The following is a 20,898-nucleotide window of genomic DNA, read 5'->3' on the forward strand; positions in this document are numbered from 1 at the left end:
TTCTACTAGGCGTGATTGCTTGCTTCGGACAAATCCGCATCTACGGGCAGGGATTTGGTAGGGTCTGGCCGTACACTGTCCTAATCTGGCTCTCAGTGATTATTGGAATCTATGGATTCTATTTGTCGCTTCAAGAGCCGGTTGCTTGAGGAACCTTCTAACCCCGAACTCAATAAGCAAGCGCTACTGAGTAGCTGTTTCAGCAGGAAAAGTATCGAACTCAGAAGATTCAATAGAGCCAGTCGCTCAACCGCTAAAGCGCGAGCGAAGGCGTGAGAGGAATCCGGGACGAGCCACTGTTGCTGTATCCTCACCAAGCCACTCGTAGAACTCGTCAGGTGTCTTTATCACCAAGTCCAGCCCTCGTTTTTCGACACGGACCGTCATCGGAGGGTCGCGTTTGTAGGTGTGTATCTCATAGCTCATCGACTCGTCAAAGGAAATCACGAGCGTATCCTTTTCTTCGGAGAGCTCAACGTCGTCACGTTCCAGCAAATCGTGCCAGCGTGAGCGGCCTGTGTCGTGAATACGCTCAGCAGGCTCATGAGGGAAGTACTCGGGAGGGTTGCGTTCGGCACGGTCGTAGAGTGCGAGCATCGTTTCGCGCACCTCTGCGAGTGTGTCGTCGTCTTCAGCAAGTCGCAAGTCGTGGGCAAGATACGCGTGGCCGAACCATGAGAACAGCGGGTTGTGCTTAGAAATGAGTTCGTTGACCTGTGCCTCCCCGCGCCGCGAGGTTTGGAAGTTCACGTCGAAGTGCAGAATCTTCGCGCGGTTTCGGAACCATTGGTTGGGACGCTTGTCGTTTGAGATGAACGCGAACATTGGGTACGGTGATTCATCCGTCCAGCCCTTCCAGAAATTGCGTAGCGTATCGAGACTGTGGACCTTCTGCTTAGTGATATCGTCCACTACGACGGGGAAAGTAGTGTGCGCAGAGCGCATATTCCGCACGTTGCGTTTGCCGATTTCGTCAGCGTCCACCGCTGATTCGACGCGTCCCGCGCTAATCATTCCGAGTGCGAACTCGGTGAACGTTCCCTTGCCGCCATTAGATTCACCATAGACGTAGAGATAGGGTAATGCCTTGTCAAGGTCCACGTCGTGCGAACGGTAAAATCGCGCCTGCCGGTTCGCGAATGGAGCCCAAAAGAACCACAGCAGTGCTTCCATCATGTGTGCCTTGACCGCTGTCGGGTTATTCGAGTTACCGTGGTTGTCTACTGTTTCAAAATACGCCTCCATATCAGCGAGCGCATCGTTGATGAGGGTGGTATCGGCAGGAGGTGGGCTCGTCATGCTGTAGACCTGCCCATCGTGATGGAATTTCAGACGGTCTTCGGCGTCATTGAGCTTCATCGTCGGCACCGAGAAGACCTCCTTCGTATAGCGATGGAATGCCGAAGGTGTGAGGTTCAGCGTGTCATTCGAGACGGTCGCATCAAAGTCCTTCATCTTCGACACCGTGTCGACTGTGGTGGCGTCATAGCCACGTAGCGAGAGATTGATTTGGGCTTTGGGAGCGTCCGAAATAGGAGAATCAGATTCTTCCTCACTATCAGAGTCCGCGTCTGTATCTACGGCGCTACCATCCTCGGGGAGTTCAGCCTCTGAGCCGTCATCGAGCACGAGATTAACCGTCTCAACCTCCGAGTCGATATGGTCGGCGAGTTTACCGTGAATCTCCCCGAGTTCATCAGTCGTTCCGACCTTTCCCTCGGTGTAGAGGTTAATGACTTTCTCGCGGTCATCACCTGACAACTCGATTCGCTCGGTGAGGTCTTCAAGGAAGGGTCCCTTGTTGTTGTATGCGCGATGCTCTTCGTATAGGCCCATGAACTCCGTGTGAAGAGTACTCCCTTTCGCGGTGTCGTAGACGACACCCATATTCGTCTGGTTCGACCACGCGTTCTTTGAGAGATTAGGTGAACCTACGATGATGCGAACCCGTACTTCAGAATCGGCAGGCTTGTCATTTGAACTGCTGTCGCCGTAATCTGCGAGTGACACAGACTCGTCGGCGGCAGAAACAGTGGTATCTGGTTTGGCCTCGTACTCGATAAGATAGAGTTTCGAGTGGACCTCCTTGGTCTCGCAGAGATAGATGACCAACCGTCCCTCACAGCGCAGACGTTCGAGGCGGTCAGCGGTTTCTGGTTTGTCGATAAGGCGCTCGCGATAGTCGTCTACGTCACCAACCACGACTTCCAGTACCTCAAGGTCACCAAGCTCGTCAAATAATTTGAGAACAAATTCTGGAGAGTCACAGTACGTGACTACGTGCATTCGAGTTGCGTCGGTGAAGTTTTCAGAAAATGACCGCCAGCTTTTGAATATCTCTGCGTGGCACGAGTCATCTGCTTCAGTAGCGAGTGGCATCTCAAAGCCCATTACCCAGTACAGACGAAATTAAAGCTAATAAACATATCACATGCACCCGTGCGATATGAGATTGATGAAAAATCCGTACGATTGGTCAGCCATTCAACATCTCAGCTGTCAGAGAGCATCTCTTCGGGAGCGCAGTCACCGCAATAGACGACTTGGCCGAACGATTGGTCGCTCTTCTTGTCGGTTCGGTCGGTCCGCTTATAGGATGCAACGATGACAGTGCCATAGGTGCGATGCACAGCACCGCAAACATCGCAGGTCAACGGACCCAACTCGAACCCGTCGTCACTTAATTCGTCCCAATCGGCGTCTGTCCACTGAACAGCGTCTGGAACTGCCCATTCTTTGTTCGTCTGCTTCGCGTGGTCTGCATTCTCCTGATACGCTTCGGCTAGTTCTTGGTCATCTGGGCCCGACTGCATCCGCTCAGTCGCTTCGTCGAATGAGAGTCGGTCACTGTTCTCGTCCCCAGTTTCGTCGTCCTCTAAAACTGTTTGTTGAGCACTCTTGTTGACTGAGTCGGAGAGGTTGTCTACGTTGTTGCTGGTGGAGAGGCTATCTTCTCCGAGGCCAGTCCCATCCTTGCTGTCACCTTCGTTGAGACGCAGGGCTTGCTTGACCTCTGCTGGGAGCTCTGGACGTGGAGCCGCTTCGTAGCCAAGGATTATGGCGGGCTTCTCCATTTTCTGATAGATTGCTTGAACGAGAGGATAGCCCTTGAGATAGTTGTTCTCGCCGAGGAGTCGAATCCCTGAAGGAGTGAATCCGTAGAACTCGGATGGGCCCACAAGGTTCTCATCGTTGAGCGAGTAGACTGCTAGGATGTTTTTCTCGATGAGGGTTTGAAGTTCGTCTTCTACGTTATCCCGGCTGGTATCTGCAACGAAGTGGTTGATTTCTTCAACTGTTGCGAGGTGCTTTGGATGGCCCAGTACCATCTGGACGATACTGTGCGGAACAGACTCGCGGAGATAGTTTCGCAAGGCATCCTCGTCGTAGTCTAAGTCGGTCATGGGTAGCCCTCACCCGATTCTGCGTTGCTACGGTACTTACGAGCCAGTTCGTCGTCAGTTACTGGCTGGACTCTCTCGTTCGATATCTCAAAGGCTGCGACCCGCGATATACGGTTCCACTGCTCCTCGTCGATGATATTCCTCGCCTCAGCGCGGGAAATCTCACCGTAGAAGAACTGTTTGTAGACGCCCACGAGATGCTCTATATTCTCGGAGTCTGTGTCGGTCATGGGTTAGCCTCTGGTTCTTCTTCTACGCCGTCTCCGTCTTCGTCAATGATGTCGGCTTGAGCAATCAAATATCTTCCAACTCTTCGGGCTTCGTCCGGGTCGAGTCTAACTCCAAGAGCGATGGACCCATGGCTCATCATGGATTCTAAGCCGAGTCGAAGGTGCACACCATGAACGACCTCAAGTTTGGTGCGGACGTTACGACCAGTTTCGACTTCCGCAAATCCACCTTCGTTGTTGCTGGGAAATTCTATCTCCATTTCACTGGTCCTCCTGCGCTAAGGTCGCTTGGGCGGTCAGATATTCGCCGACTTGTTGGGCTTCTTCGGGGTTGAGGTTGATTCCGAGACGGAGTCGTCCATGGTGCATTTGGGCCAACAGGTCAATGCGGATTCCGTTGTCGTTGATAATCCGGAACGTCGTATCAATATGACCGCCGCTCTCTAGTTCGGCGAACCCACCGTGGTCGTTATCGGGAAATTTGATTTCCATCATTGGTCTTCGTTCTCTCGGATAGTACCTGATTGGAAGCTGAGATATTGACCAAATCGCTTGGCTTTGTTAGGGTTGAGTCCGACGCCAAAGGAGATGCGTCCTGTGCTGGATTGAGGCATCATAGAGATGCGGACTTTGGATTGCGCAGAGCGGAAGGCCTCTAGTTTGTTGCAGGCGGTGGGTCCTGAGTCTAGTTCTACCCACTTGCTCTCGTCTTCAACGATGAGTTCCATGATAGTGGTATCTCGACTCCCCTATTCAAGGGTAGAGTATAATTCAGAATATCAGTTATTGACATTTTACACGTCGACATCCGCCATGGAATAGTTAGATTTCCAGACGAAATGTGGGGGGGGGGGGTCGGAACCACTGGAAATCTCTCACTTAATCCACCCTGTTTGGGTATGGAATTTAGAAGACCAGAGCATTTCTGGTCGGGTCTGGTTGCTTATAAGCTACCGTCCGTCGATTCAGGCTTGAGTCGATTTGCAGGGTGTTCGAATGTCTCAGCCTTAGAAGGCTGAAGCGATGGCTCAGAGTGCTGAAATCGGAGGAGGTCCGGGTGCGAGAATCGAACCCGCGTCTCAGCCTCCACAAGGCTGAAGGATAGTCCACTACCCTAACCCGGACACGCAGTTACTGGTACCCTCGTGTGACTAAAATACGTTACGACTCCGCGGAGGCGTGCGAGAGAAGCGCACGCCGCCGCCCACCGGGACGCTTTTTGCGACGACCGGACTAGAACCGGCAACTGTGGCCATCACGGACAAGATCTACCTCAAAAACCACCGCGAAATCGTCTCGCAACTGGACGTGAACATCCCGAAGGGGGCGTTCAAGGGTGCGACGATGGACGTACTTTACTCGGGCGAAGGCCTCTCAAAGGTGGACGCCGCGACGCGCGACAGACTCCTCGACTTCGCGAAGGACTTCTTGGACCCCGAGAACCCCGACGACCTCTACACCGGCTACCCCGAACGGCAGTTCGTAACGTACGTCCTCGAACTCCGCGCGCAGGGCCTCGGCCCGGACGCCATCGTCGACGTGATGGGCGACGAGTACATGCTGTACGCCTACCCCGGCGACGTGCTCTCCTTCCTCGACGACGCCGTGCGGACGCTCGAAGCCGTCGAGACGCTCTCGAACGTCGAGGGCAACGACGAGATGGAGCGGAAGGCGCGGGACGCGAAGCGGGCGCTCAGCGGCTGAGAACGCAGGAACGAGCGCGAGGACGAAATCCCCGCGATTCGGCTACCCCAGACGGAACGACGGTTCGTCGGCCTCGCCGTCCAAGTCTTCCAGTTGGATGACGTCTTCCTCCTCGTCTTCGAGTTGTTCGCGGAGGTAGTTGACGTAGCGTTTGTGCTCTTCGAGTTGTTCGCGGAGGTGGTCCGCCTCCAGTTCGAGACGCTCGTGCTCGCGGACGAAGCTCTTCGGAACCCGAACCTTCGGCGGGAACGACTCCTCTTCCTCGGCGCCCATCGCTTCGAGTTCGTGGTCCGGTACGACCTGCACCTGACCGTCGTGGGCAACGAGGGTGTCTACGTAGTCGCGGAAGACGGCCGACAGCGAGATGTCCCGCTCCTCGGCTATCTCCCGAAGCGTCTCGAACGCGTCCTCGTTGACGCGGAACGAGATGGTCTTGTTCTTGTTGCCCATGCTGCTCGAAAGTTGTCGCTCGGAGATACTTAATGCTTCGTCAGACGACTACCGCGGCGAAAAATCGGAGCTGACCGGCCCGCGCGGGCGTCGGTCTACGCGTTCGGTTCCGGCGAGGCGGTGTCCGTATCGGTGCCCGAACTCTCGGAGTCGGACCCCTCGGACTCTTCGGACCCGCCGAGTTCGTCGCCGCCGGCCTCTTCGAGGCTCTGCAGGGCGGAGACGGCGGCCGTCTTGTAGCGGTCGACGGGGAGGTCGTACTCCTCGCGGGCCATGCGCCCGTACTCGTTGCCCTCCTCCTCGAACCGTTCGATGCGCTCGACCGTTCGCTGCGCCGTCTCGACCACCCAGCGGTCCCGCGTCTCGGCGTCGACGACGCTGATGGACTCGGGGCGTACGGAGACGTTGACGTTGCCGTCGTCCGTCTCGTACGTCCGCGGCTTGCCGACGACGGAGACGTACGCCGGCGGTTCGAGGTCGCGGAGCGCGCTCGCTGCCTCGGGTTGGTACTGCCCGGCGTAGACGAAGAACGTCCCCGTCGGGTCGACGATGCGGCCCCGCCAGTACTCGTTGTCCTCGCCCACGTCCTCCTTCTCGGTGAGGGTGCCGACGAGGAAGACGCGGTTGGCCTTCTCCCCCGAGGGGAGGAGCAGGTACACCGGCGCCCGTTCGTCGTCGGACTCCTTGAACGTGTAGCTGGCGTCGTTGAACTCTTCGGCGAATACTCGTCGGGCGACCTCTCGGGAGGGGACTTCGTTGGAACTCATTTAGATCGACCTCGCTTCGATGAGGACTGCTTCGGCATCGGCCGGTCCGTTCAGCCGTTCGGTGTCGTCGGCGAGCACGTACCGCCCCAGCTCGGGGCCGGAGACGCGGTAGTACCTCCCGATGAGGTCCGTGCGCATCTCGTCGACGACCACGGTGGTGTCCAAGGCGTCCATCGCCATCTCCTGGGCCTCTTCCAAGGAGATGCCGGTCAGTTCTTCGGTCATGTCGCGGCCGAAGATGACCTCGTGGACGGCATCGCCGTCGTCGAGGACGCCCTTGATGCGGAGGTCGAACTCGCCCTCGACGTTGCCGTGCTCGTTACAGCGGCCGTTCTGGAGGACGCGCGTACAGCCCTCCTCGGGGCAGCGCTTGATGAGGCCGCTCCCGGACTGGATGTCCACGAGCGCGCCCTCGACGGTGGTGGCGTCGTCGCCGACTTCGATGTCCTCGTCGAGTTCTTCGATGCTGGTCGTCCGGTTGAGCTTCACCGAGAAGTTGCCCTGGTACTCGTCGGTGACGACGTTGCCGAGGCGGTACACCTTCCCCTCCTCGATTTCGGGGAGGTCGGAGGTGGTGAAGGAGACGAACTTCATCCGCCCGGACTCGTCGCCGAGGAGGCCCACCTGCGAGATGGACTCGCTTCGGGGCTCCCACAGTTCGACGACTTTCGCGGTCACGTCGACCCACTGCTCGTCCTGGTCGATGTCCGCGAGGTGGACCTCCTCGTTCCCGCCGCGGCCGAGTTCGTCGCGGTCGAGGCCCGCCTCGTCGAGGTAGCTGTTGACGACGGAGCGGCGCGCCTCGTCGACGGGCACCCGGTACTCGTCGACGAGGTTCTGCAGTCGCTCCTCGACGTCGTCGGCGTCGATATCCAAGTGGTCTGAAAACTGGTCGGCAATCTCCTCCGCGTGGTTTCGCAGGTCTGACATGGTTTCACTCGCCTCCGCCTTGGTTTCCATTGGGAGGCGTACGTCGGTTGGTTCGCTATGGTTAATAAGGTTACGTGCGGGACGAAACTGAAAACGCACTCTGTGCGCTCCCTACCGCCACAATTCGGCACTCTCCACGATCCTGATTCCGGCCACCAACGGACCTATAGCCTCGGCGCGCCACCGCTCGGTAAGCGATGGACGACCGATTCGAACGCTTCGTCCGCGACCAGTTCCGCGCCGCCGGTCGGCAGTACGCCCGCGCGAAACGAGCGTACGACGACGGCAGAGACGCCTCGCAGTCCGCCCACCCCGACCTGCCGCGCGACGAGGAGGGGCGCGTCCGTCTGGTCTGTCGGCGCCACGCCGAACGCCGCGCCGTCGGTCTCGACGAGTCAGGACTCCCGGCCTGCTTCGAGGCCGACCACCCCGACTGCGAAGGCTGCGCCGAGGACGTCCGGAGCGGGGTCGTCGAGACGTGGTGAGCGACTCTCGGCGACCGGTCGTCGCCCTCGTCCTCGCCGGCGGCACCGGTTCCCGGCTCTACCCCGCGAGTCGCGCGGACCGACCCAAGCAGTTCCTCCCGCTTCTCGGCGAGGGGTCGCTGCTCTCGCGGACGGTCGAACGCGCCCGCGAGGCGGCCGACGAAGTGGTCGTCTCCACCCGCCCGGCGTTCGCCGACGAGATACCCGCCCACGCCCCCGACGCCGAGGTGGTCGTCGAACCCGCCGCGCGGGACACCGGTCCGGCCCTCGTCTACGCCACTCATCGCGTTCAGGAGCTATACGGCGACTGCGTCGTCGTCGCCCTCCCCAGCGACCACCGGGTCGAAGGCGACTTCGCCGACGTGATGCGTCGCGGCGCGCGCGTCGCCGCCGACACGGGGTCGCTCGTCACGTTCGGCGTCGAACCGACCCGGCCGGACACCGGGTACGGCTACATCGAACCCGGCGAGTTCGAGGGCGGGAGTGAGAGAGAGGGCGAGACCGACTACGCGCCCGTCGCGGCGTTCCACGAGAAACCGGACGCCGAGACGGCCGAGGCGTACGTCGACGCCGGCCACTACTGGAACGCGGGCATCTTCGCGTGGACGCCCGCGGCGCTCCTCGATGCGGCCCGCGACACGCCGCTCTCCGGTCTCGTCGCCGCCCTCGACGCCGGCGACGATGCCGAGGCCGCCTTCGAGGACGTCCCGGAGGTGAGCATCGACTACGGCGTGATGGAACGCGCCGACGACGCCGTCGTCGTCCCCGCGACGTTCGAGTGGGACGACCTGGGCTCGTGGGACGCCCTCGAACGCGTGTTGGACCCCGACGAGGACGGCTCCGTCGTCGCCGGCGACGCGACGCTCCGGTCGGTCGACGCCGCGGACAACGTCGTCGCCGGCGACGACAAGCACGTCTCGCTCGTCGGCGTCTCCGACCTCGCGGTGGTCGCGTGGGACGACCGGGTCCTCGTCGTGCCGAAGTCGCGCGCGCAGGACGTGCGCGCCCTCGCGAACGAGTTGAAGTCGCGCGGCGAGTTCTGAGCGCGCCCGTTTTCGCCTCGACTACTCCGCGGACCGCCGGATGCGGAGGTTCCCTTCGGTGGTGACGCCCACGAGGAGCGACGAGCGTACCTCCCGGCCCCGGACGGCGTCGCCGGCGGCGTCGGCGACGGTCTTCATCAGGTCCGGCGCGGTGTGGCCCACCTTCACGCCCGCTTCGTCGCAGGCGTCGTAGACGAGTTTCGGCACGTCGTACAGGTCCGACCCCTCCTCGACGACCACTTGAACCGGGGCCGTCAGCGCCTCCGCGAACGCGACAGTCTCGCGCGCCTTCTCGACGTTCCGTCGCGCGCTTGACTCGACGCTGGAGACGTTCGCGCGCGAGGTGCCGAGGTGCTCGGCGATCGTCGACTGGCGGACGCCGCGTTCGCGGAGGGCCAACACCTCGGCCTGCCGGCGCGTGAGGACGCTCGTCTCGGGGTCGAACCCCGTCTCGCCGAGGACGCCCGCGGCGTCGACGTCCCCGTCGGCGTTCGTCTCGGCGTCGGCATCGGTGTCGATGTTGCCGTCTCCCTCGCCATCGCGGTCCGCGTCGTGCATACGCTCCGCTACCGGTGCGGGTCGCAAAAAAACTACAGACGGATGTGACTGTCCGTTGGGTGGTGCGGCGCGGCGGTTCGGCGCGTCTAGCTCCCCCAGAAGTTGTCTCGGCTTCCGAGGGCCGTCGGCCGCTTGGGGCCGCTTCCTTTGTCGTTGTCGTCGTCCTCATCGTCGGTTCCGTCCCCGTCACCGTCGCCGCCTCTGCCCGCCGCGTCGGCGTCTCCATCCTCCTCGTCGGGGTCGGTCGGCAGGCGCTCGACCACCTTCTTCGATTTGGCGTGGTTCGACTTCACCCGGTCGATGCGGACGACGGCGCGCGTGGTCGGCAGGAGGCCGTCGACGAGGACGATGAAGCCGTCCTCCGTCCGCCCGACGCCGGCGCCGCTCTCGTGGATGTCGTCGACGGTGACCACGACGTCCTCGCCCGGTTTGACGGGCTGCTGTTTCAGGTCGCGGATCGGCTGTTCGTAGCTGTTACACCACTCTGCCCCCGCCCGGTCCCCGTAGTACTGACATCCCATCCCGTTGATACGCTCTGAGTACCGCGGGCACTCGTCCGCCAGTGGACAGTCTGACATACGAGAGGCTACTCTATCGCTCGTCTAAACGCTTCCGGGTGCATCTCCGACGCAGTGCCGACCCCTGCGAGGCCCCCGATGTCTCCCGTCGCCGGACGCAACGCTTTCCCGCGCCTGTTCCCGACTTCGACTATGAGCCGCCGCGTCCCGGAGTTCGCTCTGCTCATCGGCGTCGTTCTCGGCCTCTCGGCGGTCGTGTTCGGCCTCCTCTTCGGGCTGAGCCTCCTCGACGTCGTCGTTCTCGCCGCCGTCGGCACGTACCCGTTCGCCGCGTTCGGCCTCCTCCGCGACGACGACCCCGCCGCCGTGGTCCCCGCGCGGTGGATTCTCGCCGGCGGCGTCCTCTGGGCGTTCCTCGGCGTCATCGGCGTCCTCGCGGCCGACCCCTCGCCCTCCGCGCTGGTTCCCGCCGCCTTCGCGGGCCTCGTTCTCGTCCTCCCGCCGGCGGCCTACGCCGTCCGCCACGGGGCGAACGTGAACCCGCTCCCCCCGCGAGCGACGCTCGCCGCGGGCATCGCCGTCGGCGTCGGACTCCTCGCTCTCGGCCTCGTCACTGTCCAACCGGTGTTGGGGACCGTCAGCGCCGTCCTCGCCGCCGTCGCCGCCGGTCTGTACGCGACGGCCCGCGGCGTCCGACTCGCCGAACGCACCCGGCGCGCGGGCGTCGCTGCGGGGGCGCTTCTCGGCGTCGCAGTCGTCGCCCTCGGCGTCGTCCGCGGCGACGAACTCACGAACTGGGTGCTGGCCGGCGTCGCCGTGGCGTTCGCGCCGAGTCTGTACGTCGTGCTGTCGCGGAATCGGAGTCGGCGAGGACGACGGCGGACGCGGTGAAAAACCAAAACGGAGAACGCTACGCCAGCGGTGTCCGCTCGACCACGGTGCCATCCCAGCTTTTGCGTCGCTCGCGTTCGCTCGCTCGCAAAAGCTGGACCAAAAATGAAGAACGCTACGCCAGCGGTGTCCGCTCGACCACGGTGCCGTCGACGGTGGGGTACTGCTCGACGATTTCGCCCTCCGGCGCGTCGCCGTCCTCGACCATCTCTTCGAGGAGCCACCACGCCACCTCGACGTGGTCGGACTTGACGGTGTAGAACTCCTCGGGCACGCCGAGGGCGTCTAACTCCTCCGCCGTCACCCACGTCTTCCCGTAGACGAGCGTCCCGTCGTCGGTCACCTCGTCGAACGGGCGGCGGATGTTCTCGGCCATGCGCTTCAGCCGATTTCTGTGTTGTGCGGCGTCCTTGAACACGGAGGTGCAGAAGTAGACGCGCTCGTGGTCGGCCATCTCCTCTAAGATAGCGTCCTTCGAGCCGTCGACGGCCGACATGTGGCCCTCCTGCAGTTCGTACCCCTCTTCCTGCATTCTTCGATAGTTGCCGTCGGACATCTCGAACTCGTTGACGTTGCAGAAGTCGGCGGCGCCCTCGTCGAGGAACTCCAAGAACTCCTCCTCGGCGCGGATGCCGGGAATCTCGAAGGCGGGCGTCAGCCCCTCCTCGCGGGCGACGTAGAGGATGTCCTCCCACTCGGTGCCGTGCAGGTCGCCCCACATCTCGTACGGTGGGTGGAAGCGAATCTCGTCCAGTCCCGCCTCGGAGAGTCGGCGCATGTTCTCGCGGCCGCCCGTGATGCCGGTGTACAGGTGGGTGTGGTGGTCCTCGCCGAACTCGTTTTTCAGCAGTTCGAGGTAGCGACAGGTCTTGTCGAGGGCCTCCTGCGGCTCGCCGCCCGTGATGGACGTCCCCAGCGCCTCCATCCGTTTGGCCTCGGCGATGACGTCGTCGTCGGACTCCACTTTCCGCTCGTTCGCGTACACGTCCGTGACGTTCTTGCGGTTCTCGCCGAGGGGACAGTAGAAGCAATCGCGCTGGTCGCAGTAGCCGTAGACGAACAGCACCATCTTCCCTCCCATGGCGCACTGCTCGCAGCCCTTCGATATCATTCGTTGCGAACACGGTACACGTCCCACGGGCAAAAACGGTGCGAAACGCGGCTCGTCCGTGGTGTTCGCTCTCACCGCACGCGACCAACCGAGGCCGTCGGGACCGAAGACCGCCGGTTCCGACGGCGGCCGGGCGGTGCGACCGTCGCCGTCGGAGCCCTCCCCGAAAACAAATATAGCCCGACGGCATACGGTCGCACGATGCTGTTGGTCCTCTGCGTCGACCTCGACGACGACCTCGGCCGCAAGACGAGGTTCGACACGCCCGTCGTCGGCCGGGACCGCGTCGAGGCGGCCGCGGTGGCGCTCGCGACCGCCGATCCGGAGGACTCCGACTCGAACGTCCTGTTTCAGGGCGTCCACGAGCACGACGCGCTGTCGGCGGACCCCGAGGTCGGCCAGCAGGTGGAAGTCGCCGCCGTCACCGGCATGGAGGGCAGCGACGTGCAGGCCAACCGCGCCATCGGCGAGGAGATAGACCGCGTCCTCGCGGGGCTTTCGACCGGCGAGAACGTCAGCGCCATCGTCATCACCGACGGCGCGCAGGACGAGTCGGTGCTGCCGGTCATCCGCTCGCGCGTCCCCATCGACAGCGTGCGCCGGGTCGTCGTCCGGCAGGCGCAGGACCTCGAATCCATCTACTACACGATGAAGCAGGTTCTCGCCGACCCCGAGACGCGCGGCACCATCCTCGTCCCCCTCGGTATCCTGCTTCTCATCTACCCGTTTCTCACCATCGCCAGCGCCTTCGACATCCCCGGTGCGGCCGTCCTCGGCGTCATCTCGGCGCTGCTCGGTCTCTACACCCTGTTCCGCGGGCTCGGACTGGAGACGGTCGTCGACGACGCGGTGGGTCGCGGGCGCGACATCCTCTACGAGGGGCGCGTCACGCTCATCACCTACGTCGCCGCCCTCGCGCTGATGACCGTCGGCGGGTTCCGCGGCGTGGCGCTGGTGAACGAGCTTCCGGACCCGGGGTTACCGCTCGTCCTCGCGCTCTTCGTCCACGGCGCCGTCCAGTGGTTCGCCGCCGCCGGCGTCACCTCCAGTCTCGGGCAGGTGACCGACGAGTATCTCGCGGAGCGGTTCAAGTGGCGCTACCTCAACGCGCCGTTCTACGTCGTCGCCATCGCCATCGTGCTGTACGTCGTCTCGGGGTTCTTCCTCAACGTCAACGGCGTGGCCGGCGTCCCCGGCGTCCGGACGTTCTCCGCGGCGGACTTCGCCGTCGGCCTCACGGTGGGAACGCTCCTCGGCGTGTTCAGCACGCTCGCGTTCGCCATCGCGGAGTCGCGGTTCCCCACGAGCGTCGAACCGACGCGCGGGTGACGGCGACCGGTCGCTCGGTCGTTCGACCCGACCCGCTCACCGCTCGCGGACGACGACGAACTCCGCGAGGTCGCGGAGGTAGCCGATGGAGTCCGTCTCCTCCACCTCCGTCGCGTCGAGGGCGTCGAGCGCCTGGTCGGACTGCTCGCGCGCCCGTTGGTTCGCCTCCGCCGGCGTGAGGTCCGTCACCTGCACGACGGAGGGGCGGTCCATCACCTCGTCCTGTCCGGTGGGTTTGCCGAGTTCGTCCGCGTCGGCCGTCGCGTCCAGCACGTCGTCGCGTATCTGGAATGCGACCCCCACGCGCTCGGCGTACTCGCCGAACGCCTCGACGGTGAAGGGGTCCGCCCCGGCCGCGACGGCGCCGAGTTCGGCCGCCGCCCGGAACAGCGCGCCGGTCTTCCGCCGCGCGAGTTCCATGTACTCGCGTTCGTTCGACGGGCGGGCGACCAGTTCCGTCGCCTCGCCCTCGCCGAGTTCGACCATCGACTCGGCGACCACCTGCATCGCCTGGTCGTTCACCGAGAGGAGGGCGAACGCCTCGCCGAGAAGGCCGTCGGAGGCGATGAGGGCCGGGCCGTAGCCGTACTCCGCCCACGCGCTCGGCGTACCGCGCCGGATGTCCGACCGGTCGATGATGTCGTCGACGACCAGCGAGGCGTTGTGGACCAACTCGACGGCGACGGCGAAATCCACCGCCGCGTCGGCGTCGCCGCCGCAGGCCTCGCAGGCGAGAATCGTCACCGCGGGACGGACGCGTTTGCCGCCGGCGAGGGCGACGTGCGCGAGTTCCTCCGACAGTTCGGGCGGGTCGACCGCTTCGATGACCTCGGTGAGGCGCTCGTCGACCATCGAGACCCGACGCTCCAGATACTCCATTGTCGAAGGTCAGGATGCAGCGACAAAAGAGGTTCCGGAACCGAACGTTTCGGCCCTCCCGTTCGGACGGGAATCGGGGACGGGAACGTTCGGCCGGAACACTGGTGAGTCGCGCCGACACTGGGTAGGGCAGAACGCTCGTGCGCGAACTGCAGAACGTGGAGGGATTCCACCCACGAGACCTCTCGAAGCGCCAGCGACTGCTCGTCGTCTACGCGTTCGGCCTCGTCGCCGTCGTCCTCGTCTACACCTACCTCTACAACGTCGGGATGCGGACGCTCGAAGGCCGCCCGCAGTCGATGTTCCGCTCGTTCAACGCGGTCATCGCGACGCTCACGACGACCGGGTTCGGGTCGGACGCGCCGTGGACGAACCCGCTCATGCTCAGCCTCCTGGGAGCGATGCAGGTGACCGGCGTCGTCGTCGGGTTCGTGACGCTCCGCGTCCTCGTCATCCCCCTCTTCGAGCGGGCGCCGCTCGAACTCGACGACCGCCTCTCCTCGAAGGACGGCCACGTCGTCGTCGCGGAGTACGGGCGCGACACCGACCTCCTCCTCGACGAGTTGGAGGCGCTGGAGACCGGATACGTCCTCCTCGAATCCGACCAGGACGAGGCCAAACGGCTCTCCGACGAGGGGTACCAGGCCATCCACGGCGACCCCGAGAAGCCCTCGGACCTCCGACGGGCGTCCGTCGAGGACGCCGCCTTCCTCGTCGCCGACGCGGGCGACCGGACCGCGGGCGTCGTCCTGACGGCGCTGGAACTGAACGAGGACCTCCGCGTCGTCGGCTTCTCGGAGTCCCCCCGCCACGAACGGGCGTTCGCGCAACTCGGCGTCGACAGGTGCATCTCCCCGCACGCCCTCGTCGGCCGTCGACTCGCGCAGAAGGCGACGACGCCGGTCGTGGTCGACCCGCCGGCCGACGGCGGAACCGAGGCGGGAGCGGATGGCAACGCGGACGAGGATGCGCTCGTCGTCCGCGAACTTCTCGTCGGTCAGGAGGGCCCCCTCTGCGGCGTCCGCCTCGGAGACTCTCCCCTCGCCGACCGCTCCGAGGTGACCGCCGTCGCGGGGTGGTTCGACGGCGAACTCAGAGTCCCCCTCTCGCCGGACGACGAACTCGCGGCCAACACGGTGCTGGTCGTCGCCGGCCCGCCGGACGCCGTCGCGGCGGCGACGGGCGACTTCCCGGCCTCGGACGCCCGCGGGACGCGCGGGACGTCGCGGTCGGGCGCACTCGTCGTCGGCCGCGGCGAGGGGGGACGGGCGGCCGCCGACGTCTTCTCGGGCGTCCCGGTCACGACCGTCGACCGCGCGGCGGCGGCGGACCCGGACGTGGTCGGCGACGCGACGGACCCCGAGACGTTCCGCGAGGCGGGTATCTCGGACGCCTCGACGGTCGTCGTCACCGTCGGCGACGACTCCACCGCGCTCCTGACCGCGGCGACGGCCCGGTCGCTCTCGGACGACGCGGAGATACTCGTCCGGATGACGGACGCGGGGAAAGTGTCGGCGGCGGCGCGGGCGGGCACCGACTACGCCCTCTCGGCGCAACGGGCCTGCGCCCGGGTGGTCGCCGCGGAGGTTCGCGGCGAACGGGTGGTCGACCCCGCCGGGCAGATTCGGCTCGTTCGCGCCGGTGAGGACTCCTTCGTCGGCGAGTCGCTCGCCGACTTGCGAGGCGGCGACGACGGGCGGACCGTCGTCGGCGTCGTCCGCGACGGGGCCGTCGAGACGGACGGAGAGAGCGCCGTCGCTCCCGGAGATTACGTTCTCGTCGTCGAGGGCGACGGAGCGGGGACGAACCCCGAGTGACCGGGAGTGGCGGCAGTATCGAAGGCTATACTACCGTTTTCCGGACGCTCACGAGTTCGTGTCCGCAAAAATCTGGACCAAAAAACCGCGCCGATACTCGACTACTCGAACTCCTCGATGAGTTCGGGAACCACGTCGAACAGGTCGCCGACGACGCCGTAGTCCGCGATGTCGAAGATGGGGGCGTTCGGGTCGTTGTTGATGGCGACGATGGTCTCGGAGCCTTTCATCCCGGCGACGTGCTGGACCGCCCCGGAGATGCCGATGGCGATGTACACTTTCGGCGTGACGACCTTGCCCGACTGGCCGACCTGCCGGTTCTTCGGAAGCCAACCGTTGTCGACGATGGGTCGCGAGGAGGAGAGCGTCGCGCCGAGAGCGTCGGCGAGTCGTTCGACGAGTTCGACGTTCTCCTCCTCCTCGATGCCGCGCCCGACGGAGACGAGCACCTCGGCGTCCGCGATGTCGACGTCGCCGCCGGCCACCTCCTCGAAGCCGGTGACCTCGGAGTTGACCGCCGACTCGTCCACCTCGAACTCGAACGGGGTCACCTCGGCGTCGCCGATGGCCTCCGTCGTTACCCACTCGCCGGGGCGAATCGTCGTGACGGTCCGCTCGGCGTCGACTTCGACGGTGGTCTCCACCTTCGACCCGTACATCTCGCGCGTGACGGTGAGGCCGCCGTCGTACTCGATGCCGACGGCGTCGGTCACGAGAGGGAGGCCGAGGCGGTTCGCCACGGCGGGCGCGTAGTCGAGACCGTTCACCGAGTTCGGCGCGAGGACGTACTGCGGGTCGAGTTCGTCCGCGAGGGCGCAGACGACCTGCGTGTACACGTCGTGGTTGAACTCCTCGCCGTAGTCGACGGTGTGGATGCGGTCGACCCCCTCGAGGTCCAAGCGCGTCGTGAACTCGTCGATTCGTCCGCTTATCACGGCCAGGTGGAGGTCGCCGCCGGTCGCGTCCGCGAGTTCGCGCCCCGCGGTCACGAGTTCGTAGCTCACCTCGCGCACGTCGCCGCGGCGGTGTTCGGCCACCGCGAGCACGTCCGGACTCATTCCGCGCCCACCCCCTTCTCCCGCAGGGCCGTCGCGAGTTGCGACGCCTGCTCCCCGGCGTCGCCGTCGAAGTACGTCGCGTCGGACTCAGCCTCGGGTTCGTACATCTCGGTCAGGAACAGTTCGCCCGCGACGGCCTCGTGGTCGAGGCCGAGGTCCGAGAGGGTCTTGTGGGCTATCTCCTTCGACTGCGCCTGCCGGATGCCGCGGAGGCTGGCGTAGCGTGGTTCGTTGATACCCGTCTGGATGGTCAGCACCGCGGGGAGGTCGATTTCGGTTATCTCGTCGATGCCGCCCTCTAGCTCGCGGTGGACGTGCGCGACGCCGTCCGCCAGGACGCCCTCGATGTCGAGATGGTTCACGACCGCGCCCCACTCGAAGCCGACGGCGTCGGCGAGGGCGACGCCCGTCGCGCCGAATCCGGTGTCGTTCGCCTGCACGCCCGTGAGGACGATGTCGGGGTCCTCCTCCGCGACGACGGCTTCGAGGAGGCGAACCTTCGAGGCCACGTCGAGGAACTCGGCCGCCTCCACGTCGTCGTCCCAGACGCGGACCGCCCGGTCGACGCCCTTCGCGAGGGCCATCCGGACGGTCTCCTCGCTTCGCTCGGGGCCGATGGTCGCCGACACGACTTCGACCTCTTCGTCGGCCGCCTCGGCGAGTTGGACCGCCGCCTCGACGGCGTACTCGTCCCACTCGTTCAGGTCGTATTCGAGGTACCGCGGGTCGATATCGAGGTCGGCTATCTCGAAGTCGTCCTCGACTTCGGCCACCTCCTTGACGGTCACGAGAACCTTCATCATCGTTCCTTCCTTCAGAGACCGGTAAATCCTTTCGGAACCCTCACCCGAACCGACGGCTGTCCGTCCGGAGGCTACCTCGCGTCCGCGCTCCCGTCTCTGTCTCCGTTCCCGTCGTCCGCGCTGTCGCCGCTTCCGCCCCCGTCCTCCTCCGGCAGGGAGATGAGGTTCTCCCGGCCGAGGCGGAGTTTGTCGACGCGCCCCTCCTCGGCCATCGCCGACAGCAGTTGCGAGACTTTCGCGTCCGACCAGTCCGTCTCCGCGACGATGGTCGCCTGCTTCATCCGTCCCCCGTTCCGTTCGAGCAGGTGCTCGATCCGCTCCTCGTCCGAGAGCAAGGAGAGGTCGACCGCGGGTTCCTCCGCTTCGGCGGCGCCCTCCTCGGACGTCGGGGCGGCCCCCGCGCCCTCGCCCGCCGCGGCGGGTCCGGCGCTGACGCCGCCGTTCGTCGTTTCCCCCGTCGCGCCGGACACCGCGTCGTCGGGTCGCCCGCCGCCCCCGCTCGGACGTTCTCCCGCCCCGGACTCGGTCCCCGTCGCCGTTCCCGTTCCGCTCTCGCCCCCGGTCCCCGACCGCCAGCGGAAGAGGACCACGGCCAGGAGAACAAGGAGGGCGATGACGACGCCCCCGCTGACGACGAGCGTCCACGGGATGCCGCCCGGGTCGGTGATATTCGTCGGCCGGTACGTCACCACGAGCGCATCCTCGCCCTCGAACGCCGATGGCCCGTCGAGGATGATGGCGTTGTTCCGCTGGAGCACCTCGATGCTCGTGGTGTCCGTCGCGTACCCCGGCGGCGTCTCGACGTACAGCCGCTGGTCCTCGCTCAGAAGCGACAGCCACGACTCGGGCTCCCCGTCGCTCGGCAGTCGGAAGGCGTCGCCCAGCGCGAGGTTGCCGTCCTCCATCTGCCGCAGGAAGTTCGTCCAGACGAACTCGACGGTGAGCGTCCCCGTCCCGGCCTCACCGTCGACGCTGTAGTCGTACGTCGCGTTCTGAATCTCCATGTCGCGGCCGGTCGCTTCGCTCGTCCGCGCGGCGATTCGCTCGAACAGGTCGGCGCGGACGCCGACGTCGGTGTTTCCGTCGACGTACTCCTCGCCCAGGCGTCTGAAGGCGTCGGACTCGTTCGGCGAGTCGAACCGGTAGTGCATCTCGACGCGCCACTCCGCGTCGCCGTCGTCGCCGAGGCCGATGCGTATCACGGTTCGCGGGTCGCCGTCGAACGGTCCGTCGATTTGGGGGCTGACGGCGGTTCCCGGCGCTTCGACCCGGGGAGCGCCGCTCTCGGCGTCGGCCGCCGCAGCGGTCGCGGGGACGACGCCGGAGAGCACGAGGAGGAGGGCAACGGCCAACGCGGATATCCGCATTAGCTGGTGGTTGGACGTGGAGCGCTCAAAATCCTTTCCATGCCGGGAGAGTCGAGAAAACGGCCCGTTCGGCGGTTCCGAACGAGCAAGACGTTTTAGTAGTCGTCCGCAGTAGGTGTCGAACATGAGAGCCCTCCCCGCCGTGTTCGTCGCGGTCCTCGTGCTTTCGACCGTCGTCGGAGCGGCGGCGCCGGGGGCGACCCCGGTCGCGGACGGGACCGGCGTCGCCTCCGCTACTCCCGCCGCCCCTGCCGCCGCCGACTCCGACTCCGCTCCCGCAACCGTCGGCGCTCCCGCCGCGGGCGCGTCGGCGCAGGTCGGCGTCCCGACGACGCAACTGGCCTCGAACGAGACGGCGAGCAATGCGACCCTCCACGTGCTCGGGGTTCCGCCCGACCGGGTGAACCGAAGCTCCCTGGAGGGGCGAACGGTCGACTTGGGTCCGGCGCTCGCCTTCGAGGACAACGAGACGAAGCTGACCATCGAGACGCTCGCGGCCGTCGAGCGGATTCGGTCGGCCGACACGGAGGACCGCCGACAACAGGTGATTCTCCAGGAACTGACGACCATCGAACAGCGCATCATCTCGCTGCGCTCGCGCCAGCAGGCGGCCATCAGCGCCTACGGGGCAGGGGACCTGACGCCGCGGCGCTTCCTCGTCCGCCTCGCCGTCATCGACCTGGAGGCGCGAGCGCTCGACGAGCGCAGACAGCGAATCGACGCCTCAGCCGAGTCGATATCCGACTTCTCGGTCGAGTCTCGGTCCGCGACGCTCGAACGCGAACTCGACACGTTCACCGGACCGGTGCGACAGCACGCCGTCAGCGTCCTGCAGGGGGACGCCGAGCGCGCGCGCTTCTTCCTCCAGACCGGCCCCGACAGCGTTGTCGCCACCACCATCAGAAACGAGACGTACGTCCGCGAGGCGTACCGCGAGGACCTGCGAGCGCGCGGCACCGGAATCATCACGCTCGACGAGGCCCTCAACAACACCACGCAGGCGTACCCCTACATCAGCGCGCTGGGACTGCGCGAGAGCGGAACCAGCGTCTCCGGCACCCGACAGGGCGACAACAGCGTCCTCGTCCGCATCCAGCACGAACGCGGACAGTTGTACGCGTTCGTCGACAGCGGCTCGAAGCAGGTGTTCAAGGAGTTCCAGTACCGCCCGCTCGACACCCTCCGGACGACGCCCACCGACGGCGCGGTGAAGGACGGCCTCGAACTCACCGCCCACCAGACGTACGCCGGCGGTCCCGTCCGCATCCAACTGAACCGGACCGACTCCGACCGACCCGCGAACGCCCGCATCACCGTCGGCCCGCAGAACGGACAGAGCGCCGTCGTCGGCGAGACGGGCGACGACGGAACGCTGTGGACGATGGCGCCCGGACGGACCTACCAGGTGACCGCCATCAGGGGGAACTCGGTCGTCGTCCTGACCGTCCGGCCCGAGGCCCCGCCGCTCGTGAACCAGACGACGAGCGGCGCCGAGAACGCCACCGCGTCGCAGGCCCCCCGGTCCCCGTCCGACGCCTGACGCCCGACGGCGTC

22 protein-coding genes and 1 tRNA gene are annotated in these 20,898 nt (G+C 65.1%); 7 read left to right on the plus strand and 16 right to left on the minus strand.

Going from position 1 to position 20,898, the window contains the following annotated elements; all coding sequences use genetic code 11:
* Positions 1-246: 246 nt before the first annotated feature.
* The 6 genes from NDI76_RS02185 to NDI76_RS02210 all read right to left on the minus strand — a co-directional run bounded on the left by NDI76_RS02185 (position 247) and on the right by NDI76_RS02210 (position 4,758).
* Positions 247-2,391 carry a tyrosyl-DNA phosphodiesterase gene (locus tag NDI76_RS02185; protein WP_310922365.1) on the minus strand — a complete coding sequence of 715 codons (2,145 nt, stop codon included), beginning with the start codon at positions 2,389-2,391 and terminating at the stop codon, positions 247-249.
* Between the two features lie 101 nt (positions 2,392-2,492).
* Positions 2,493-3,404, minus strand: a complete 912-nt coding sequence (locus NDI76_RS02190) for a hypothetical protein (RefSeq protein WP_310922366.1) — start codon at positions 3,402-3,404, stop codon at positions 2,493-2,495.
* Positions 3,401-3,634, minus strand: coding sequence for a hypothetical protein (locus tag NDI76_RS02195; RefSeq protein ID WP_310922367.1), 234 nt, complete (start codon positions 3,632-3,634; stop codon positions 3,401-3,403). The genes NDI76_RS02190 and NDI76_RS02195 overlap by 4 nt, the downstream gene beginning before the upstream one ends.
* Entirely contained in the window at positions 3,631-3,894 is a 264-nt protein-coding gene (locus NDI76_RS02200; RefSeq protein WP_310922369.1) for a hypothetical protein, read from the minus strand. Before NDI76_RS02200 ends, NDI76_RS02195 begins: the two co-directional genes overlap by 4 nt.
* 1 nt (position 3,895) lies before the next feature.
* On the minus strand, positions 3,896-4,126 hold the full coding sequence (locus tag NDI76_RS02205; protein WP_310922370.1) for a hypothetical protein: 231 nt from the start codon (positions 4,124-4,126) through the stop codon (positions 3,896-3,898).
* A gap of 559 nt (positions 4,127-4,685) precedes the next feature.
* Positions 4,686-4,758 (minus strand) — tRNA-His (locus NDI76_RS02210).
* 124 nt (positions 4,759-4,882) lie between these two features.
* On the opposite strand from NDI76_RS02210, the gene NDI76_RS02215 reads away from it, so the two are divergent.
* Complete coding sequence (locus NDI76_RS02215) at positions 4,883-5,338, plus strand: DUF5814 domain-containing protein (RefSeq protein WP_310922371.1); 456 nt, start codon at positions 4,883-4,885, stop codon at positions 5,336-5,338.
* Between the two features lie 42 nt (positions 5,339-5,380).
* Here NDI76_RS02215 and NDI76_RS02220 read toward each other — a convergent pair whose 3' ends face one another.
* The 3 genes from NDI76_RS02220 to NDI76_RS02230 all read right to left on the minus strand — a co-directional run bounded on the left by NDI76_RS02220 (position 5,381) and on the right by NDI76_RS02230 (position 7,485).
* Positions 5,381-5,788 (minus strand): DUF8146 domain-containing protein, encoded by a 408-nt coding sequence (locus tag NDI76_RS02220; RefSeq protein ID WP_310922372.1) that lies wholly within the window; start codon positions 5,786-5,788, stop codon positions 5,381-5,383.
* Positions 5,789-5,883: 95 nt separating this feature from the next.
* Entirely contained in the window at positions 5,884-6,555 is a 672-nt protein-coding gene (locus NDI76_RS02225; protein ID WP_310922373.1) for an RPA family protein, read from the minus strand.
* On the minus strand, positions 6,556-7,485 hold the full coding sequence (locus NDI76_RS02230) for a replication factor A (protein WP_310922374.1): 930 nt from the start codon (positions 7,483-7,485) through the stop codon (positions 6,556-6,558).
* A 197-nt stretch (positions 7,486-7,682) separates the two neighbouring features.
* On the opposite strand from NDI76_RS02230, the gene NDI76_RS02235 reads away from it, so the two are divergent.
* Positions 7,683-7,970 carry a DUF7091 family protein gene (locus NDI76_RS02235; RefSeq protein WP_310922375.1) on the plus strand — a complete coding sequence of 96 codons (288 nt, stop codon included), beginning with the start codon at positions 7,683-7,685 and terminating at the stop codon, positions 7,968-7,970.
* Entirely contained in the window at positions 7,967-9,013 is a 1,047-nt protein-coding gene (locus tag NDI76_RS02240) for a mannose-1-phosphate guanylyltransferase (RefSeq protein WP_310922376.1), read from the plus strand. The genes NDI76_RS02235 and NDI76_RS02240 overlap by 4 nt, the downstream gene beginning before the upstream one ends.
* Positions 9,014-9,034: 21 nt before the next feature.
* On the opposite strand, the gene NDI76_RS02245 is transcribed toward NDI76_RS02240, so the two are convergent.
* Both NDI76_RS02245 and NDI76_RS02250 read right to left on the minus strand, forming a co-directional pair.
* On the minus strand, positions 9,035-9,571 hold the full coding sequence (locus NDI76_RS02245) for a Tfx family DNA-binding protein (protein ID WP_310922377.1): 537 nt from the start codon (positions 9,569-9,571) through the stop codon (positions 9,035-9,037).
* 86 nt (positions 9,572-9,657) lie between these two features.
* Positions 9,658-10,149 (minus strand): TRAM domain-containing protein, encoded by a 492-nt coding sequence (locus tag NDI76_RS02250; RefSeq protein ID WP_310922378.1) that lies wholly within the window; start codon positions 10,147-10,149, stop codon positions 9,658-9,660.
* 132 nt (positions 10,150-10,281) lie between these two features.
* Between NDI76_RS02250 and NDI76_RS02255 the strand changes: the two genes are divergently transcribed.
* On the plus strand, positions 10,282-10,980 hold the full coding sequence (locus NDI76_RS02255; RefSeq protein ID WP_310922379.1) for a hypothetical protein: 699 nt from the start codon (positions 10,282-10,284) through the stop codon (positions 10,978-10,980).
* A 115-nt stretch (positions 10,981-11,095) separates the two neighbouring features.
* On the opposite strand, the gene NDI76_RS02260 is transcribed toward NDI76_RS02255, so the two are convergent.
* Positions 11,096-12,091 (minus strand): radical SAM protein, encoded by a 996-nt coding sequence (locus tag NDI76_RS02260; protein ID WP_310922380.1) that lies wholly within the window; start codon positions 12,089-12,091, stop codon positions 11,096-11,098.
* 201 nt (positions 12,092-12,292) lie between these two features.
* On the opposite strand from NDI76_RS02260, the gene NDI76_RS02265 reads away from it, so the two are divergent.
* A complete protein-coding gene (locus NDI76_RS02265; RefSeq protein WP_310922381.1) occupies positions 12,293-13,420 on the plus strand; it encodes a DUF373 family protein in 1,128 nt (375 codons plus the stop codon).
* A 36-nt stretch (positions 13,421-13,456) separates the two neighbouring features.
* Here NDI76_RS02265 and NDI76_RS02270 read toward each other — a convergent pair whose 3' ends face one another.
* Entirely contained in the window at positions 13,457-14,299 is an 843-nt protein-coding gene (locus tag NDI76_RS02270) for a polyprenyl synthetase family protein (protein WP_310922383.1), read from the minus strand.
* Positions 14,300-14,439: 140 nt separating this feature from the next.
* Here NDI76_RS02270 and NDI76_RS02275 point away from each other — a divergent pair, with 140 nt between their 5' ends.
* Positions 14,440-16,116: a potassium channel family protein gene (locus tag NDI76_RS02275; protein ID WP_310922385.1), complete on the plus strand. Its 1,677-nt coding sequence runs from the start codon at positions 14,440-14,442 to the stop codon at positions 16,114-16,116.
* Between the two features lie 101 nt (positions 16,117-16,217).
* Here the strand turns inward: NDI76_RS02275 and NDI76_RS02280 are convergent, their stop codons facing one another.
* The 3 genes from NDI76_RS02280 to NDI76_RS02290 form a co-directional block, all read right to left on the minus strand.
* Positions 16,218-17,174, minus strand: a complete 957-nt coding sequence (locus tag NDI76_RS02280) for an electron transfer flavoprotein subunit alpha/FixB family protein (RefSeq protein ID WP_310922386.1) — start codon at positions 17,172-17,174, stop codon at positions 16,218-16,220.
* Positions 17,171-17,974, minus strand: a complete 804-nt coding sequence (locus tag NDI76_RS02285; RefSeq protein ID WP_310922387.1) for an electron transfer flavoprotein subunit beta/FixA family protein — start codon at positions 17,972-17,974, stop codon at positions 17,171-17,173. Before NDI76_RS02285 ends, NDI76_RS02280 begins: the two co-directional genes overlap by 4 nt.
* Positions 17,975-18,048: 74 nt before the next feature.
* A complete protein-coding gene (locus NDI76_RS02290; RefSeq protein WP_310922388.1) occupies positions 18,049-19,344 on the minus strand; it encodes a helix-turn-helix transcriptional regulator in 1,296 nt (431 codons plus the stop codon).
* 124 nt (positions 19,345-19,468) lie between these two features.
* Between NDI76_RS02290 and NDI76_RS02295 the strand changes: the two genes are divergently transcribed.
* Entirely contained in the window at positions 19,469-20,884 is a 1,416-nt protein-coding gene (locus NDI76_RS02295) for a DUF7096 domain-containing protein (RefSeq protein ID WP_310922389.1), read from the plus strand.
* The last annotated feature ends 14 nt before the right edge of the window (positions 20,885-20,898 follow it).

The organism is Halogeometricum sp. S1BR25-6, from assembly GCF_031624495.1.
Lineage (GTDB): Archaea > Halobacteriota > Halobacteria > Halobacteriales > Haloferacaceae > Halogeometricum > Halogeometricum salsisoli.